The 17,172-nt window shown below is 63.9% G+C and carries 10 protein-coding genes; 7 read left to right on the top strand and 3 right to left on the bottom strand.

Translation table 11 applies throughout. The features are described from left to right. The first annotated feature begins 10 nt into the window (after window positions 1-10). The 4 genes from HGP13_RS32635 (at window position 11) to HGP13_RS32620 (ending at window position 10,760) form a co-directional block, all read left to right on the top strand. Window positions 11-3,841, top strand: coding sequence for a caspase family protein (locus tag HGP13_RS32635; protein WP_172233823.1), 3,831 nt, complete (start codon window positions 11-13; stop codon window positions 3,839-3,841). 176 nt (window positions 3,842-4,017) lie between these two features. After that, window positions 4,018-7,827, top strand: coding sequence for a methionine synthase (gene metH, locus HGP13_RS32630; protein WP_172233820.1), 3,810 nt, complete (start codon window positions 4,018-4,020; stop codon window positions 7,825-7,827). Between the two features lie 136 nt (window positions 7,828-7,963). Beyond that, window positions 7,964-9,358 carry a multicopper oxidase family protein gene (locus tag HGP13_RS32625; protein ID WP_172233817.1) on the top strand — a complete coding sequence of 465 codons (1,395 nt, stop codon included), beginning with the start codon at window positions 7,964-7,966 and terminating at the stop codon, window positions 9,356-9,358. Window positions 9,359-9,443: 85 nt separating this feature from the next. Further along, window positions 9,444-10,760 carry an NAD(P)H-dependent oxidoreductase gene (locus HGP13_RS32620; RefSeq protein ID WP_172233814.1) on the top strand — a complete coding sequence of 439 codons (1,317 nt, stop codon included), beginning with the start codon at window positions 9,444-9,446 and terminating at the stop codon, window positions 10,758-10,760. Between the two features lie 4 nt (window positions 10,761-10,764). Here HGP13_RS32620 and proC read toward each other — a convergent pair whose 3' ends face one another. Genes proC through HGP13_RS32605 form a run of 3 tightly spaced genes read right to left on the bottom strand, consistent with a single transcriptional unit; the run spans window position 10,765 to window position 13,936 of the window. Beyond that, a complete protein-coding gene (gene proC, locus HGP13_RS32615; RefSeq protein WP_172233811.1) occupies window positions 10,765-11,580 on the bottom strand; it encodes a pyrroline-5-carboxylate reductase in 816 nt (271 codons plus the stop codon). Window positions 11,581-11,640: 60 nt separating this feature from the next. Then, window positions 11,641-12,969 (bottom strand): O-antigen ligase, encoded by a 1,329-nt coding sequence (locus HGP13_RS32610; RefSeq protein ID WP_172233808.1) that lies wholly within the window; start codon window positions 12,967-12,969, stop codon window positions 11,641-11,643. After that, entirely contained in the window at window positions 12,938-13,936 is a 999-nt protein-coding gene (locus HGP13_RS32605; RefSeq protein ID WP_172233806.1) for a glycosyltransferase, read from the bottom strand. Before HGP13_RS32605 ends, HGP13_RS32610 begins: the two co-directional genes overlap by 32 nt. 170 nt (window positions 13,937-14,106) lie before the next feature. Here HGP13_RS32605 and HGP13_RS32600 point away from each other — a divergent pair, with 170 nt between their 5' ends. From HGP13_RS32600 to HGP13_RS32590, 3 genes are read left to right on the top strand one after another with little or no spacing between them, the layout of a single operon-like run. Beyond that, a complete protein-coding gene (locus HGP13_RS32600) occupies window positions 14,107-15,279 on the top strand; it encodes a glycosyltransferase family 4 protein (RefSeq protein WP_172233803.1) in 1,173 nt (390 codons plus the stop codon). Next, window positions 15,276-16,070 carry a WecB/TagA/CpsF family glycosyltransferase gene (locus HGP13_RS32595; RefSeq protein WP_172233800.1) on the top strand — a complete coding sequence of 265 codons (795 nt, stop codon included), beginning with the start codon at window positions 15,276-15,278 and terminating at the stop codon, window positions 16,068-16,070. The genes HGP13_RS32600 and HGP13_RS32595 overlap by 4 nt, the downstream gene beginning before the upstream one ends. Then, window positions 16,067-16,990 (top strand): DUF6492 family protein, encoded by a 924-nt coding sequence (locus HGP13_RS32590; RefSeq protein ID WP_246707202.1) that lies wholly within the window; start codon window positions 16,067-16,069, stop codon window positions 16,988-16,990. Before HGP13_RS32595 ends, HGP13_RS32590 begins: the two co-directional genes overlap by 4 nt. The last annotated feature ends 182 nt before the right edge of the window (window positions 16,991-17,172 follow it).

Raw genomic sequence — 17,172 nt, 5'->3', positions numbered from 1 at the left:
GCGCATATGCGTGGCGTTTGCCGCGATGCTGTGCCTGTGCGCGCTGCTTTCGGCTCAAGCCGAGGAGCCCAAAGCGCTGAAAGGCGTCGCGCTGATCATCGGCCAGTCCGACTACAAGCATGTCGGCAAGTTGCCCAATCCCGAAAACGACGCCCGCGCCATCGAGGCGATGTTCGGCAAGCTCGGCTTCGAAACGACCGTCGCCACCAACCGCGACGCACGCAAATTGCGGCGTGACCTCGAAGGCTTCGTCGACGATGCCGAGGGCGCCGATGTCGCTGTCATCTATTATTCCGGTCACGGCATCGAGGCCGGCGGCGAGAATTTTCTGGTCCCTGTCGATGCCGATCTCTCGGCGCTCGACAATGCCGGCGAGAAACTGGTTCCGCTGTCGTCGATTGTGACCGAACTGAAGGCCAAGGTGCCGGTCACCATCGTCTTGCTCGACGCCTGCCGCAACGATCCGTTCCCGCCGGGCACCCTGCTGAAGCTGTCGCCAGGCGATGACGGCAAGCCCATCGGTGCCGGTGGTCTCGGTGAAACGCGCAGCGTCGTTGCGTTGAAGAGCAGCGCGCCCGCCAATGGCTCGGCCGACGACAGCCTTGGCCAGGTCATCGGCTTTGCCGCCGAGCCCGGCAAAGTGGCACTCGACGGGCCGGTCGACGGCAACAGCCCTTATGCGGCGGCGATCCTGCGCCACATCGACACGATGGGCGGCGAGGAATTCGGCACCGTGCTGCGCATGATCGGCGAGGAGGTCTATCTCAAGACCAACGGCCAGCAGCGGCCATGGTTCAATGAGAGCCTTCGCCGGCTGCTCTATTTCGGCACGCCGGCCGAGGCGCCGAAGGGCGATGAAGGCGACATCCTGACCGAGCGCCGCCGGCTGCTGCTCACCATTTCGACCCTGCCCGATCCCGAACGCCGCCAGATCGAAACCATCTCGCGCGACGGTGGCGTGCCGATGGATGCGCTCTACGCCATGCTAAAGACGCTCGGCACCGACACGCCGAAGGACCCGGCCGAACTCGACAAATTGCTGCGCGGCCAGACCGAGCGGCTGAAGCAGGTGCTGGCCGAGCAGGCGGCGCTGAAGAGCCAGGACCCGGAAATCGTCCGCCTGTCGAAACTTGCCGATCAGGCGGTGCGCGAAGGTGCGCTCGATGCCGCCAGGAAATTCCACGAGCAGGCCAAGGCGCGCGTCGGCGAACTGTCAAACACGGTCGACAAGGCCGAAGCCGATCTCAAGGCGCGCCGGCTCGAATTCGCTGAAGTTTTTGGCGACAGCGCAAAAACCTACGAAATCTCCTTCAAGTTTCAGGAGGCGGCCCAGGACTACGGCAAGGCCTATGAGCAGGCTGAGAAATGGGACGACCAGGACGCCTGGTTCTACAAGGCGGCTGAGGCCAACGCGCTCTCCCAGCAAGGCACTTTCTCCGGCGACAACGCATTTCTAGAGCAGGCCGTCGCGGCCTATGAAAAGAGCCTGACCTTCGTGTCGCCTGGAAAAAAGCCACGGCAATGGGCGGCCACCCAGAACAACCTCGCCACCACGCTGTCGACACTGGGCGAGCGCGAAGCCGGGCGTGAAAACCTCGACAAGGCGGCTGCTGCCTTCGAGCAGGCGCTGACGGTCTACACCCGCGAGGCTTATCCGGACGATTGGGCGTCCACCTCAGGCAATCTAGGTACCGTCTATTGGCGGCTCGGCCAGCGCGAGACCGGCACTGCGCTGCTCGACAAGGCGGTCGCCACCTTCCGCGCGGCGCTCGAAGTGCAGGGGTCGAAGAAGGTGCCGTTGGAATGGGCGGCGACCGAGAACAATCTCGGCATCGTGCTGTCAGAGCTTGGCGAGCGCGAGACGACCAGTGACAGTTTTCGCGCCGCCATCGAGGCGCATCGCGCCGCGTTGACGGAGTATAGCCGCGAGCGCGTGCCGCTCGACTGGGCGTTGAGCCAGGTCAATCTCGGTGCCGCTCTGTTTCGCCTTGGTGCACGCGAGAAGGACGTCGCGACGCTCGAGCAGTCCGTCGCCGCCTACCAGTCGGCGACGGAAGAAATGACTAGAGAGCGCGCGCCGGCGCAATGGGCGACGATTGAGAACAATATGAGCTCGGCGCTGGAGACAATCGGCGAGATCAATGGCGACATCCCGACGCTGCAGCATGCCCGCGAAGCGGCGGAGGCCGCGCTCACCATCTGGACGCGCGAGCATGCGCCGGCAAGCTGGGCCAACGGCCAGCTGACGCTCGGCAATGCCTTGCAGCGTCTCGGCGTGAAGCAGGGCGACACCGCGACACTGCTCAAGGCGGTGTCCGCTTATGAGGCCGCTCTGTCCGAATATCCACGTGAAAAGCTGCCGCTCGACTGGGCCTCGCTGCAGCAGAATCTGGGCTCGGCCTACGCCTCGCTCGGCGATCGCGACACGGGTACAGACTATCTGCAGAAATCGGCAACCGCGTATCGCAGCGCATCGGAAGTTTACACGGCCACGGCCGCCCCCACGGAGTTCGCTTCCATCGAGCACGGTCTCGGCAGCACGCTGTCGACCTGGGGCGATCGCGCCGGCGACAGAGCGGTGCTCGAACAGGCGGTCGCCGCCTACGACGCCGCGCTCACCGTGCGGACCAGGGACAATGCCCCGAAAGACTGGGCCAAGACGCAGTATCGACTGGGCGCTGCGCTTTCCATGCTGGGCAAATCCAGCGACGGTCCGACCGAGGCGCTTGAACGCTCGGTGACGGCCTATCGTGCGGCGCTCGAAGTGCAGACCCGCGACAGCGATCCCGACGCCTGGGCGGCGACGCAATGGGGGCTGGGTCATGTGCTCCTCGTGCTGGGAGACCGGGTGCAGGATGGCGACGATTTCAAGCAGTCAGTGACGGCGCTCGAAGCAGCCTTGCCGTTCTATGACCTTGCCAGCGTGCCGCAGGCTCACGCCCAATTGCAGAACGATCTCGGCAGCGCCTATTACTACCTCGCCGGGGCGAGCAATGACCCGTCGCTCTACCAGAAGGCAGCGACGGCGCATGAAGCAGCCCTGGCCGTCTATGCCGCGCTGCCGGACCGCGCCTTATGGGCCTCGGTCGAAAGCGATCTCGGCAATGCCCGCATGATGCAGGCGAGTGCGACTTCCGATCCGGACATTATGGCGAAGTCGGTGCAGGCCTATGAGGCGGCACTGACGGTGACGACCCCAGACAAGGATGCCGACGGCTGGACACGCAACCAGTCCAATCTGGCGAGCGCGCTGTCGTCGCTGGGCTACTGGCGCAACGACGTCGCCTCGCTGAAGCGCTCGGCCGGCATCTATCGCAGCATACAGGCAGTGCGCACCCGGGCCCGCGACCCGGAGCGCTGGGCGACCACGCAGGGCAACCTTGCCAATGTGCTGAGCATGATCGCGGCGAAGGAGCCTTCGCCTGAAGTGTTCGACGAGGCGATCGCCGTCAACCGGGCGCTGGCCGACGAGGTCGGCCGCGACCGCGACCCCGACCGCTGGGCGAGCCTGCAGAACGAGGTCGGCTATGCCCTGACGATGGCCGGCCGTTCCGAAAACAACGTCGCCCGTTTCGAGGAAGCAGTACCCATCCTGCGCGAGGCGGTCGCCGTGCAGAAGAAGATCAATTCGGTGCCGGCCGTCGCCTTCACCGAAGACAGCCTGTGCGACGTGCTGACCGATTTGGGCACGGCCCGCAAGGACAAGGCGCTGGCTGAGGAGGCGATCGCCGCTTGCCAGGAGGCGCTTGTTATCTTCAGGGATCGCAAGATGGACGATCTCACCGCTGGCTCCGAGAAGAACCTTGCCGAGGCCCAGGCCTTGCTGGCCGACTTGCACTGACACTGGAGTGCCGCGTATTCACTTGGACATGCAAAGGACGCCCCGGCAAAGGTCGGTTTCGACGTTTGTTGCTCCGGCACCCGCAATGGCGCGTGACTCCGTCTAGCGAGAAGCGTATATTGACATAAAGATATCCTTATGTGACATGGACAGACTTGTCGTCCAAAGGATAGAAAATGTCGCAGAATTCTGCATCGCTGGATGACCTGTTCGGCCCTGTCGCGGCCAAGTCCGACGGCTCGGAAGTGCTCGCGGCGCTGACCGCGGCGGCGCGCGAGCGCATTCTCATTCTTGACGGCGCCATGGGCACGCAGATCCAGGGGCTTGGCTTCGACGAAGACCATTTCCGCGGCGAGGTTTTCGCCGGCTGCGCCTGCCACCAGCAGGGCAACAACGACCTCTTGATCCTGACGCAGCCCGCAGCGATCGAGGAGATCCACTACCAATATGCCATTGCCGGCGCCGACATTTTGGAGACCAATACCTTCTCGTCGACCTCGATCGCCCAGGCCGATTACGGCATGGAGGATGCCGTCTATGCGCTGAACCGCGACGGCGCTCGGCTGGTGCGCCGGGCGGCGAAGCGGGCTGAGCAGGAAGTCGGCAAACGCCGCTTCGTCGCCGGCGCGCTCGGACCAACCAACCGCACCGCCTCGATGTCGCCTGACGTCAACAATCCCGGCTATCGCGCGGTGACCTTCGACGAGTTGCGGCTTGCCTATGGCGAGCAGTTGCGCGGCCTGATCGACGGTGGCGCCGACATCATCCTGATCGAGACCATCTTCGACACGCTGAACGCCAAGGCGGCGATCTTCGCTTGCAACGAGATCTTCATCGAGAAGGGCGTGCATCTGCCGGTTATGATTTCGGGCACCATCACCGACCTTTCCGGCCGCACACTGTCGGGCCAGACGCCGACGGCCTTCTGGCATTCGGTGCGCCATGCCAATCCCTTCACCATCGGCCTCAACTGTGCGCTCGGCGCCAACGCCATGCGCGAACACCTGGCCGAAATATCTGATGTCGCGGGCACCTTCGTCTGCGCCTATCCGAATGCCGGCCTGCCCAATGAATTCGGCAGATATGATGAGAGCCCGGCCTTCATGGCTGCGCAGATCGGGGACTTTGCACGCGAGGGCTTGGTCAATGTAGTCGGCGGCTGCTGCGGCTCGACGCCGGATCATATCAGGGCGATTGCCGAGGCGGTCAAAAAATATCCGCCGCGCGCCATTCCGCAGATCGAGCGTAAGATGCGCCTGTCCGGGCTGGAGCCGTTCACGCTGACGGACGAGATCCCCTTCGTCAATGTCGGCGAGCGCACCAATGTCACCGGCTCTGCCAAGTTCAGGAAGCTGATCACGGCGGGCGATTATGTTCCCGCGCTCGACGTGGCGCGCGATCAGGTCGCCAATGGCGCGCAGATCATCGACATCAACATGGACGAGGGTCTGATCGATTCAAAGAAGGCGATGGTCGATTATCTCAACCTGATCGCCGCCGAGCCGGACATTGCCCGTGTTCCGGTCATGGTCGACAGTTCGAAATGGGAGATCATCGAGGCGGGCTTGAAATGCGTGCAGGGCAAGCCGCTGGTCAATTCCATTTCGATGAAGGAAGGCGAGGAAGCCTTCCTGCATCATGCCAGGTTGGTGCGAGCCTATGGCGCTGCCGTGGTCGTCATGGCCTTCGACGAGGCCGGCCAGGCCGATACCAAGGCGCGCAAGGTCGAGATCTGCACCCGCGCCTACAAGCTCTTGACCGAACAGGCCGGCTTTCCGCCGGAGGATATCGTCTTCGACCCCAACGTCTTCGCGGTCGCCACCGGCATCGAGGAGCATGACAATTACGGCGTCGATTTCATCGAGGCCACCGGCGAGATCACTTCGACGCTGCCGCATGTCCACATTTCCGGCGGCGTGTCGAACCTGTCCTTCTCGTTTCGCGGCAACGAGCCGGTGCGCGAGGCCATGCACGCGGTGTTCCTCTACCACGCCATCCAGCGCGGCATGGATATGGGCATTGTCAATGCCGGTCAGTTGGCCGTCTATGACACGATCGAGCCGGAGCTACGCGAGGCCTGCGAGGATGTCGTGCTCAATCGCGCGCCGAGCGCCGGCGGCACCGCCACCGAGCGCATGCTGGAGATCGCCGAACGCTTCAAGGGCACGGCCGGCAAGGAAGCCAAGGAGCGCGATCTCGCCTGGCGCGAATGGACGGTCGAGCAGCGGATTTCGCATGCGCTGGTCAACGGCATCACCGAATTCATCGACGCCGACACCGAGGAAGCGCGGCTGGCGGCCGAGCGCCCGCTGCATGTCATCGAAGGCCCGCTGATGGCCGGCATGAATGTCGTCGGCGACCTGTTCGGCGCCGGAAAGATGTTCCTGCCGCAAGTGGTGAAGTCGGCGCGGGTGATGAAGCAGGCGGTGGCGGGTTTGCTGCCGCATATGGAGGCCGAGAAACTGGCCAACGCCGCCAACGGCATCGACAATGGCGAGCGCCAGACGGCCGGAAAGATCCTGATGGCGACGGTGAAGGGCGATGTCCACGACATCGGCAAGAACATCGTCGGCGTGGTTCTCGCCTGCAACAATTACGAGATCATCGATCTCGGTGTCATGGTGCCGGCGGCAAAAATCCTGCAGACCGCGCGCGAGCAGAATGTCGACATCATCGGCTTGTCCGGCCTGATCACCCCGTCTCTAGACGAGATGGTGCACATGGCCGCCGAGATGGAGCGCGAAGGCTTCGACATTCCCCTGCTGATCGGCGGCGCCACGACCAGCCGTGTGCATACGGCGGTGAAGATCCACGCGCGCTACGCCAGGGGGCAGACCGTCTATGTCACCGACGCCAGCCGGGCGGTCGGCGTGGTCTCGGCGCTTTTGTCGAACGAGACGAAGGGTGGCTTTGTGGACACGGTGCGGACCGAGTACAAGAAGGTCGCCGACGCGCATGCCCGCTCCGAGGCCGACAAGCAGCGGCTGCCGCTGGCCAAGGCGAGGGCCAATGCGCACAAGGTCGACTGGTCTGCCTACCAGCCGCCGAAGCCATCTTTCACCGGCGTAAAGGCGTTCGAGAACTGGGACCTGACCGAACTCTCGCACTACATCGACTGGACGCCGTTCTTCCAGACCTGGGAGCTGAAGGGGCGTTATCCCAGAATCCTGGAAGACGAGGCGCAAGGACCGGCAGCGCGCCAGCTGTTCGAGGATGCACAGGCGATGCTGAACAAGATCATCGCCGAGAAATGGTTCGCGCCGCGTTGCGTCATCGGCTTCTGGCCGGCCAATGCTGTTGGCGACGACATCAGGCTATTCACGGACGAGGGGCGCTCGCAGGAATTGGCGACTTTCTTCACGCTGCGCCAGCAACTGACCAAGCGCGACGGCAAGGCCAATGTCGCGCTGTCGGATTTCGTCGCACCAATGGACGGCGGCAAGTCCGACTACATCGGCGGCTTCATCGTCACCGCCGGCATCGAGGAAGTGGCGATATCGGAGCGTTTCGAGCGCGCCAATGACGATTACTCCTCGATCATGGTCAAGGCGCTGGCCGATCGCTTTGCCGAAGCCTTCGCCGAGCGCATGCACGAGAAGGTGCGCAAGGAATTCTGGGGCTATGCGGCCGATGAGAAGCTGGCGCCGGACGAACTGATCGGCGAGCCCTATCGCGGCATCCGCCCGGCACCAGGTTATCCTGCACAGCCAGACCATACCGAGAAGGCAACGCTGTTCAGCCTGCTCGACGGCGAGCGCAATGCGGGCGTCAGCCTGACCGAAAGCTACGCGATGTGGCCGGGCTCCTCGGTGTCCGGCATCTATCTCTCACATCCGGAAAGCTACTATTTCGGCGTCGCCAAGGTCGAGCGTGATCAGGTCGAGGACTATGCACGCCGCAAGGACATGCCGCTCGCGGAAGTCGAGCGTTGGCTCGGGCCTATCCTCAACTATGTGCCCGCGCAGTATGCCGAGGCGGCGGAGTAGGGGCAGGAGGCTCTGTCGTCACCTCCTGCCGCCATGGCAAGACACGGTGTGCCATATGGGCATTTGCACGGATTGCCCGCTCATGGTTCAAGGCGGCGATAGATACCGGGCAGCCGTCTTTGCAGTTGGAGCTTGAATGACCGTCCTTACACGCCGCAGGTTCTTGAAAACGGCCGCCATCGTTGGCGCCAGCGGGGTCGGCCTCTCGGCCATCGGCAGGCTTGGCAGTTGGGCCGCGGCCAGTCCGGAACCGGTGGTGCTGCAGACGGCGAAAATCCAGGCGAAGCTGATGGATGTCGGCCCGACCAACAATGTTTTGACCTACGGCAATGCCGGGATGCCGCCGGTGCTCAGGATGAAGAAGGGCGAGCCGTTCGCCGCGCGCCTCATCAACGCCATCGACGATCCGACGACCATACACTGGCACGGCATTCGTGTTCCAAACAAGATGGATGGCGTGCCCTTCCTGGTCCAGCCCTACGTCTACACCGGCGACCATTTCGACTACGCCTTCACCCCGCCTGACGCCGGCACCTTCTGGTATCACCCGCATTGCAACACGCTGGAGCAGATGGGCCACGGCCTGACGGGCGTGATCGTGGTCGAGAACCCGAACGATCCGAAATTCGACGCCGAATTCGTCCTCAATCTACGCGACTGGCGGCTTGGCGACGACGGCCAGTTCATCGACCAGTTCCGGCCGCGCGATGCCGCGCGAACCGGCACCTACGGCACGGTGCGCACCGCTAACTGGCTTGACCAGCCGCAATATGACGCGCCGGCCGGAGGCTTGGTGCGGTTGCGCGTCGCCATCACCGACGTCACCCGCATCTATGCCTTTCGCGTCGAGGGCGCGGAGGCGACGGTCATGGCGCTGGACGGCAATCCGGTGCCTGAGCGCTTTTCACCCGATGCCCTGCTGCTTGGGGCGGGACAGCGCATGGAACTCGCCATCCGCATGCCCGATGACGAAGGCGCGGTCGTCAGTCTGCGGGACGTCAGGGGCACCAAGCCCAAAATCCTGGCGACCGTGCGGGCGACAGGCAGTTCGCTCAAGCGGGACGTTCGCGATGTTGCACCGCTGGAAGTGAATCCGATGGCGGACGTGGACCTCACAACCGCCGAGCATATTTCGCTGGCGCTCAGCGCCACGGCGGAAAACGTCCCGAGCGACGGCATCTGCGGCTCGCTTGGCTACAGTTTCTGGGCCATCAACAAGGTGCCGTGGCCAGGCGATACATCCGATCCGACCGCGCCGCTGGCCGAATTGAAGCTCGGCAAGAGCTATGTCATCGACATGGAGAACCTGACGCCGCAATCGCATCCGATGCATCTCCATGGCATGAGCTTCAAGGTGCTGTCGTCGTCGACGCGGCCAGTGCAGCCGTTGATTTCGGACACCTATCTCATCCAGCCCAACGAGAAGGTTCAGCTCGGCTTCGTCGCCGACAATCCCGGCGACTGGCTGCTGCACTGCCACATCATCGAGCACCAGAAATCCGGCATGACGAGCTACGTCCGGGTGGTTTGAAGCCACGTTGGAGCGGTTTCGTTGGCAAAAGCGGGCGGTTCCCTGCTATGCCGCCTCCAAATCAAGAACCATGGACGTCTCCCGCATGACCAATGTCGCCCTGACCGGGCTTGCCCGCGATCTCGCCAAGCGTGCCGCCGAGGGCCGCCCGGTGCGCATCGGTGTCATCGGTTCGGGTGAAATGGGCACCGACCTCGTCACACAAGGCATGCTGATGCCTGGCATTTCGGTTTGCGCCGTTTCCACCCGACGTCCGCACACTGCGCGCGACGCCATCCGCATCGCCTATGGCGACGAGGCGATGGCGGTCGAAGCCGATACCGCGTCGAAAGTCACCGCGGCAATCGAGGCAGGAATGATCGCTATCACCTCGAACGAGATGCTGGTCACCAATCCGCTGATCGACGTCGTCATCGACGCCACCGGCAAACCGGGCGTCGCCGCCGATTTCTGCCTGTCGGCGATGGAACATGGCAAGCATCTGGTGATGATGAATGTCGAGGCCGACGTCACCATCGGCTGCTATCTGAAGCAGCAGGCCGACCGGCTTGGCGTCGTCTATTCGGTTGGTGCCGGCGATGAGCCATCGAGCTGCATGGAACTGATCGAGTTCGCTTCCGCGCTCGGCCTGACCATCGTCTCGGCTGGCAAGGGCAAGAACAACCCGCTCAACCACGACGCCATGCCCGACGACTATCGCGAGGAAGCGATCCGCCGCAACATGAACCCGCGCATGCTGGTCGAGTTCGTCGATGGCTCGAAAACCATGGTCGAGATGTGCGCCATCGCCAATGCCACCGGTCTTGTGCCCGACGTGCCCGGCATGCATGGGCCGAAAGCCGACCGCGACGACCTCGTCAAGGTGCTCATTCCGCGCGAGGACGGCGGGCTGTTGCTGAAAAAGGGTGTCGTCGACTACACCATCGGCAAGGGCGTCGCCCCCGGCGTCTTCGTCATCGTCGAGGCGACGCATCCGCGCATCATCGAGCGCATGGACGATTTGCATATCGGCCACGGTCCCTATTACAGCCTGTTCAGGCCCTATCATCTGACCTCGCTGGAGGTGCCGCTGACCGCCGCCCGCATCGTGCTCTTCGGCAAGCCCGACATGGTGCCACTGCCACGGCCGGTCGCCGAGGTCTGCGCGGTCGCCAAGCGGGACTTGGCCGCCGGCGAGACCTTCGATGCGATCGGCGAGACCTGCTACCGCTCCTGGACCATGACCGTCGGCGAAGCCCGCGCCCAGCGCGCCGTGCCGGTCGGCCTGCTCGAGGGCGGCAAGGTGCTGAGGCCGGTCAGGAAAGGCGAATTGCTGACCGCCGAGAACGCCGCGCCCGACCAGACGACGAGGCTGTTCGCGCTGCGCCGGCTGCAGGACGAGATGCTGTACGGAACGAACTGAGGTCTTACTTCCCCAACTCAATCGACCGTAGCCGCGCGGCTTCCACTGCCTGCGTCAGCAGATTGGTCAGCCGGTCCTCGCCCATCAGCACGCCAAGCGCCGCTGCCGTGGTGCCGTTGGGACTGGTCACCTGTTGGCGCAGCACGCCTGGGTCCTCGTGGCTTTCGGCGGCGAGCGAGGCAGCGCCATAGACGGTCTGCATGGCGAGCAGCCTGGCGGTCGCCGCCGGCAAGCCGGCCCTTTCGGCGGCCACGGTCAGCGCTTCGATGAAGTGGAAGATATAGGCCGGGCCTGATCCCGACACGGCGGTCACGGCATCCATCAAACCTTCGTCGCCAATGGTCGCCACTTCGCCGCTTGCCGACAGCAGGTCGGCGACAAAACGCTTTGTATCATCGGACACGAGCGGGTTGGAAAATACCACCATCATGCCCTTGCCGATGGAAGCAGGCGTGTTGGGCATGCAGCGCGCGATCGGCGCGCTGTTGCCGAGGATATCCTCGAAGGTTGAGACCGGCGTTCCCGCGGCGATGCTGACAAAGGTGGTGCGGCCGTCGCCGAAGCGCTTGTAGGCGGCGGTCACCTCGCGGATAACTTGTGGCTTCACCGCGATGACGACGAGATCAGGCACGGCGTCTGCCGGAATGTCGCTGGCGTCAGCAGCCGTGGCACAGCCGAGTGCGGCGGCGCGCTGGCGCAGACCGTCGTTTGGCTCGACCACGAAAACCGCCGACGGTGCAAGCTTGCCGGATTTCAGCCAGCCCGAGAGCATTGCGTAACCCATATTGCCGCAGCCGGCGAGAACAAGCCTGATCGTCATTGAAAGCCCTCCGAAGGAAGGTTTTGACATAGACGCTCGCGGTTCCCTGGGGAAGCCCTGTCAGGCCGGGCGGGAGGGGTTGCGCACCGCGATCGGCCGCAGCGACACTTGCCTCAGGCCAAGCACGCCCAGCACGAAGAACAGCCAGACCGGGTCGCCGCGATGGAAGAAGAAGCTTTCGAGGAAAGCATTGAGCGCGGTGAACAGCACCACCATCATGAAGAAGTCGCCGAGAAAGATGTTTTCTCGGCGCAGCGGAATGCGCATGTAGTCGCGCAGCGGCGCGATGAGGAAAGTGTAGACCGCCACGCAAAGGGCCGGGATGCCCATCAGCACGGCGATGTCGAGATAGCCGTCATGGCCATGCACGATGGTCCTGATGTCCCAGGGCCGGTCGAAGGGCTGGTCCTGGTTGAGCAGCAGTGGCGTGCCCCAGAAGCTTTCATAGCCGTAACCGGTCCAGGGTTTTTTCGCCAGCATCGAGCCGGCGAACTCCCACAGCGTGGTGCGGCCGGTATAGGTCATATCGGGGAAATAGATCGCCGCCAGATATTTCACTGGCGGCAGGAAGACGATGCCCAGCGTGCCCACCGCCGTGGCGATGATCGCCAGCGCAAACAGGATCGGCGTGCCGAGGCGCATTCCCATCAGGCTCGGCAGCACCACGATCAGGATCGAGAACGGCACCAGGCCGGCAGTCGTCTTGGAGCCGGTGTGGAGCATGAAGATCATCGCCGCGCAAAAGATGCCCGCGCCCCACCAGCGTTGCCCGCGCCGGTAGAGATAGAGGCCGGCGAAGCTGAGACAGGCCATGATCGGGCCGGCGATGTTCTTGTGGGTGAACACGCCGCGCCACAGGCCCGCATGTTCGGGCTCCTGGGAATCGGCCGTGTGCATCGCCTCGTGCGGAAAGACGATGAGGCCGAGATAGGAGAGCCCCATCACCACGACAGCGGTGAAGATGATGACTTTCGAGAAGGATTCGGCATCGCGCGGCAGCACCAGGATCGTCGCCATCGTCAGGATACCGATCATGGTGAAGGATGCGGCGCGCATCGCCGAGGGTGGGTCGGTCGCCAGCACCACCGACAGGAAGAAGAAACCCAGCATCAGCACCCAGGACGGGCTGAGCAGCGAGCGCACGATGCGCGGATCGGCAAAGGCCATCAGCGAAAAGATCGAAACGGCGCCGAGTGAGCCGAAGCCAAGCTGGTTGACGATGTCGCCGCCGTCGCCGGTGAGTTCGGCGCCGGCCGGCTGGAACGGGCGGAAGGACACCATGATCACGGTGAACAGTAGCGCGGCGATCGCGGTCGCCACGCCGTCGCGCGTGAACGCGTCGCTGAGCGGGGCGCGCTCAGTTTTTCTCGGGCTGGCGATACTGCTCATTGGCATATCCGAATTCGGCCATCACGCGGCCGAGCGCCACATGGACGGGGTAGATGGCGATCGCCGGGGATCCGGTCCGCGCCAGCCGGATCAGGCTGCGAAAAGGCGCGGCGGCCAGCAGCGCCAGGCTCTTCGCAAACACCTTGGCGCCGGCCAGCGGCGTGCCCGCGCGCTTCTTCTTTTCGACCAGTGTCGAGATCACGCCGTTGCGCAGGCTGCGGGCCCGGATCCAGTCGGCCTCGACACGCCGCGCCGGAACGGTTTCCCGCACTTGGGCCTCGGCACACCAGCCGAGCACAAAGCCCCGTTGCGCCGACCGGTTGAGAAAGTCTGAGTCGCCGCCGCCCATGAAATTGAATCTGAGGTCGAGGAAGGGCGGTCCCATGGCTGTGAGCACGTTGCGCCCGACCAGAAGATTGCCGGACGAGTAGAGCGCCGGCACGCGTCCCGTCTCCCGGTAGGGTGGTGCGAAGACGGGATGTTCGGCCCATTTGACATGGGCGGGATCGGCGAAGACGGGCACCTGCGGGCCGCCGACAATATCGGCGCCGAGCGTTTCGGCAGCCGCGCACATGCGTTCCAGCCAGTGCGGATCGGCGATCTCGTCATCGTCGATGACCAGCAGATGCCTGAAGTTCGGGAAGTGCAGGATCGCCGTCTGCCAGCCGGCATTGTAGGCGCTGCAATTGCCGCGCTCATGCGCGATGATGACCATGCCCGGTATCTCGCCGCGCTCGAACAATGGCAGCACCGCCTTGGCGCCTTCACGTGCCTCGGCTTCGTTCTCCATGACGATCACGGCAAAGCGCCTGCCGGTCTGCTGCGCGCGGAGCGACGCCAGCGTTTCCAGCACCTGTTCGGGCCGCTTGAAGGTTGGCAAGGTGACGACCGCTTCGACAGTCTCCACGTCAAGCCGGGGAGACCGTCCAGCGATCGATACCGAACCATCCGATGGCAAAGGGATCATCCGTGTCCAGCCACATCTCAGTCGCGTTCTGGTAGCACCACGGTGATAAGGTTTCGTTAATCACCTTGCACGGAGAGGCCCCTCAGGCAGGGGCTTTCGGGCGTTGAACGTGCTCGCTTAATCAAGGGTTCACCGCGCTTTGCTACCGGCTACACCACAGGATAGGTGAGATGCATCTGCTGTTCGCCACATCGATCGTGCCCGACGGTGCTCTCACCTCGGGCTACGAGATCGCCAACGCTGCGGTCATCGCCGCTTTGCGGCGCGCCGGCGCGCGCGTCACGGTGATCGGCTTCACCTGGCCCGGAAAGGACGCTGCCGACCCCGAAAACACCGTGGTGCTGGGTGCCATCGATGTCCGCACCGAAAGTGCCTCTGCGCTGCAAAAGCTCGCCTGGGTCGGCAAGGCGATGTTTTCGGGCCTCACCTTTGCATCGGTCAAGCTGCGTACGGTGTCCGACCACGATGTGCAGGTCGCTCTCGAACAGGCCGGTCCCTTCGATGGCTATGTGCTGAATTCCGTGCAGTTCGCCGGCGCCTTCGAAAAGCTCTTCGAAGACCGGCCTTCGATCTTCGTCGCCCACAATGTCGAACATCTCTCGGCACTGGAAAACGCCGCTGCCGCCGGCGGCCTCTTCCAGCGCCTGCTGTTCCGCCGCGAGGCAAGGCTGCTCAAGGTCGTGGAAGAGCGTCTCTGCCGCCGCGCGCGCTTTGTCTTCACCCTGGCCGAGGAGGACCGCGCCGCACTCGGCGTCGCCTCCGACGTCCGCTCGGCGGTGCTGCCGCTGGTAACCGGTGCCAAGGCGCCAACCCCGAAAGGCCCACGCCAGATCGACTGCGACGCCGCTTTGATCGGCACCTGGACCTGGCAGCCGAATCGCATCGGCCTCGACTGGTTCCTGGGCAAGGTGGTGCCGCATCTGCGGCCCGGTTTCCGCATCCGCATCGCGGGCCATATGCCCTCCGGCGTCAGCTCGACGCATCCGGGTGTCGAGTTTGTCGGCCGTGTCCCGGATGCCAGGGCATTCGTGTGCGGCGCTGCCGTCATCCCGTTGATCAGCACCGCCGGCAGCGGCGTGCAGCTGAAGACCATCGAGACCTTCGAGCTTGGTCTGCCTTCGGTCGCCACCAGCCGCTCGCTGCGCGGCATCGACCATCGCCCCGACAATAGCGTCGTCACCGACGATCCAGCCGATTTCGCCAGGGCACTGGAGGCTGCGGCGGCCGATATGCGGGACGTCGATGGCAGCGCATTCCATCGCCAGCAGGTGAAGGCGCTCGATACCGCCATCCGGCATGGCTTGGAAAAACTAGGCGTGGTCAAGCAGGAGGTGTTTCCATGAACATGCACACCGCCCGCGCCGCGTTCGGGCTCGACAGCTTGAAGACGATCCTTGGCATCTCGGTGCTCGCCATCCGATGGGATGATGCGATCGTCCTGCTGAACCGCCTGATTGCCGAGCGTCGCTTCACCAAGGTCAGTTTTCTCAACGCCCACAATGCCAACATCGCCCGTACCGATCCTGTCTTCGCCGAGGCGCTCGACGATTTCCTCATCCTGCCGGACGGCATCGGCGTCGATCTCGCCGCCAAGATTCTCTATGGCGCGCCATTTCCGGACAATCTCAACGGCACCGATTTCGTGCCGGCCTTCCTGCAGGCCTCGACGCGGCCGCTGACCGTCGGGCTGCTCGGCGCGACGCGTGTCAACGCCGAGGCGGCATCGGTCAAGCTGGCCGCCCTTGCCGTGCAGCACAATTTCGTGGTCATTCATGACGGCTATTTCTCCGCCGAACAGGAGCCGGAGATTATCGGCAGGATCGCGGCGCTCCGGCCGGATATGCTGCTGGTCGCCATGGGCGTGCCGCGCCAGGAACTGTGGATCGCGCGCCACATCGACGAACGCCACTGCACCATGCCGGTCGCGGTCGGCGCGCTGCTCGATTTCCTGAGCGGCTCGGTGCCGCGCGCGCCGCTATGGATGCGCCGCCTGCGCCTGGAATGGCTGTTCCGGCTGGCGGTCGAACCGGGCCGGCTCTGGCGCCGCTATGTGGTCGGCAATCCGGTCTTCCTGTGGCGGGTCGTCAAGCAGCGATGGTCGCATGGCGCCGAAACGGCCGGAGAGCTCCGTTGAACAAGCGGTTCGTTCCAGACACTCTTGCCGGCCCGGGCCTGTTGCCGAAGATGCCGACGGCGGCGGTGGTGACGGCGAGCTATGCGCCGGATTTCGAGCGTTGCCGCCTGCTGTGCGAAACCCTTGACCGGCATGTGTCCGGCGCCGCACATCACTACATCCTGGTCGAACACCGCGACGTCGCGCTTTTCCGCCAGTTGGAGACAGACCGGCGCACTGTTGTCGACGAGCGTGACCTGCTGCCGCGCTGGCTGCGTGCTTTCGACGACCCGCTCAGCCTGTTTCGCCGGCGTGTCTGGCTCAGCCTGAGGACGCAGCCGCTGCGCGGCTGGCACGTGCAGCAACTGCGCCGCATCGCCATATCAGCCCATGCCAGGGAAGACGTATTGATCTTCTGCGATTCCGACGTCGCTTTCCTCAAGCCCTTCGACTGCACCTCCTTCTGGCGCGACGGCAGGGCGCGCCTGTTTCGCCGCGACGGCGTGCTTGCGGATGAGGGTCACGACGAGCATCGCATCTGGTCGCTCAATGCGGGTTCGGCACTCGGCATCGACCCGTCCCGGACGTCGGTCCACGATTATATATCGACGCTGATCGCCTGGCGCCGCGACACGGTGCTTGCCATGTGCGGACAGATCGAGAAGGTCCATGGCCGCGACTGGGTCGAGGTTGTCGGTTCGGCGCGCAAATTCTCCGAATGCATGATCTATGGCCGCTATGTCGACAATCTTCTCGACGGAGCCGGGCACTTCCACGGTTCGGAAGAATTCTGCCGTGTCCACTGGACGGGCGAGGCGTTGTCGGACGCCGAGTTCCGCCGCTTCGTTGCCGAAATGGCGCCGGAGCAGGCGGCGATCGGCATGCAATCCTTCATCGGCACCGATATCGGCCGCATCCGACGTTTGATTGGATTGGATTAACCTGCGCAGGAATTCAGGTCAGGCCGGCCTCACCTGAATCTAGATTGCCTTCGCCTGTTTGCGCAGCACCGAATAAGTCAGCAGCATCGATGCGAGATAGAACAGCAGGAAGACGATGTTGAGCGACAGCACCAGCTTCGGCGTTCAACTTCGAAACTGTTCTTGCACCAGTTGTCAACGTT

Origin of the sequence: Mesorhizobium sp. NZP2077, assembly GCF_013170805.1 — a bacterium.
GTDB lineage: Bacteria > Pseudomonadota > Alphaproteobacteria > Rhizobiales > Rhizobiaceae > Mesorhizobium.
The sequence above is the reverse complement of the archived record's forward strand: the minus strand, read 5'-3'. Positions and strand labels throughout refer to the sequence as shown.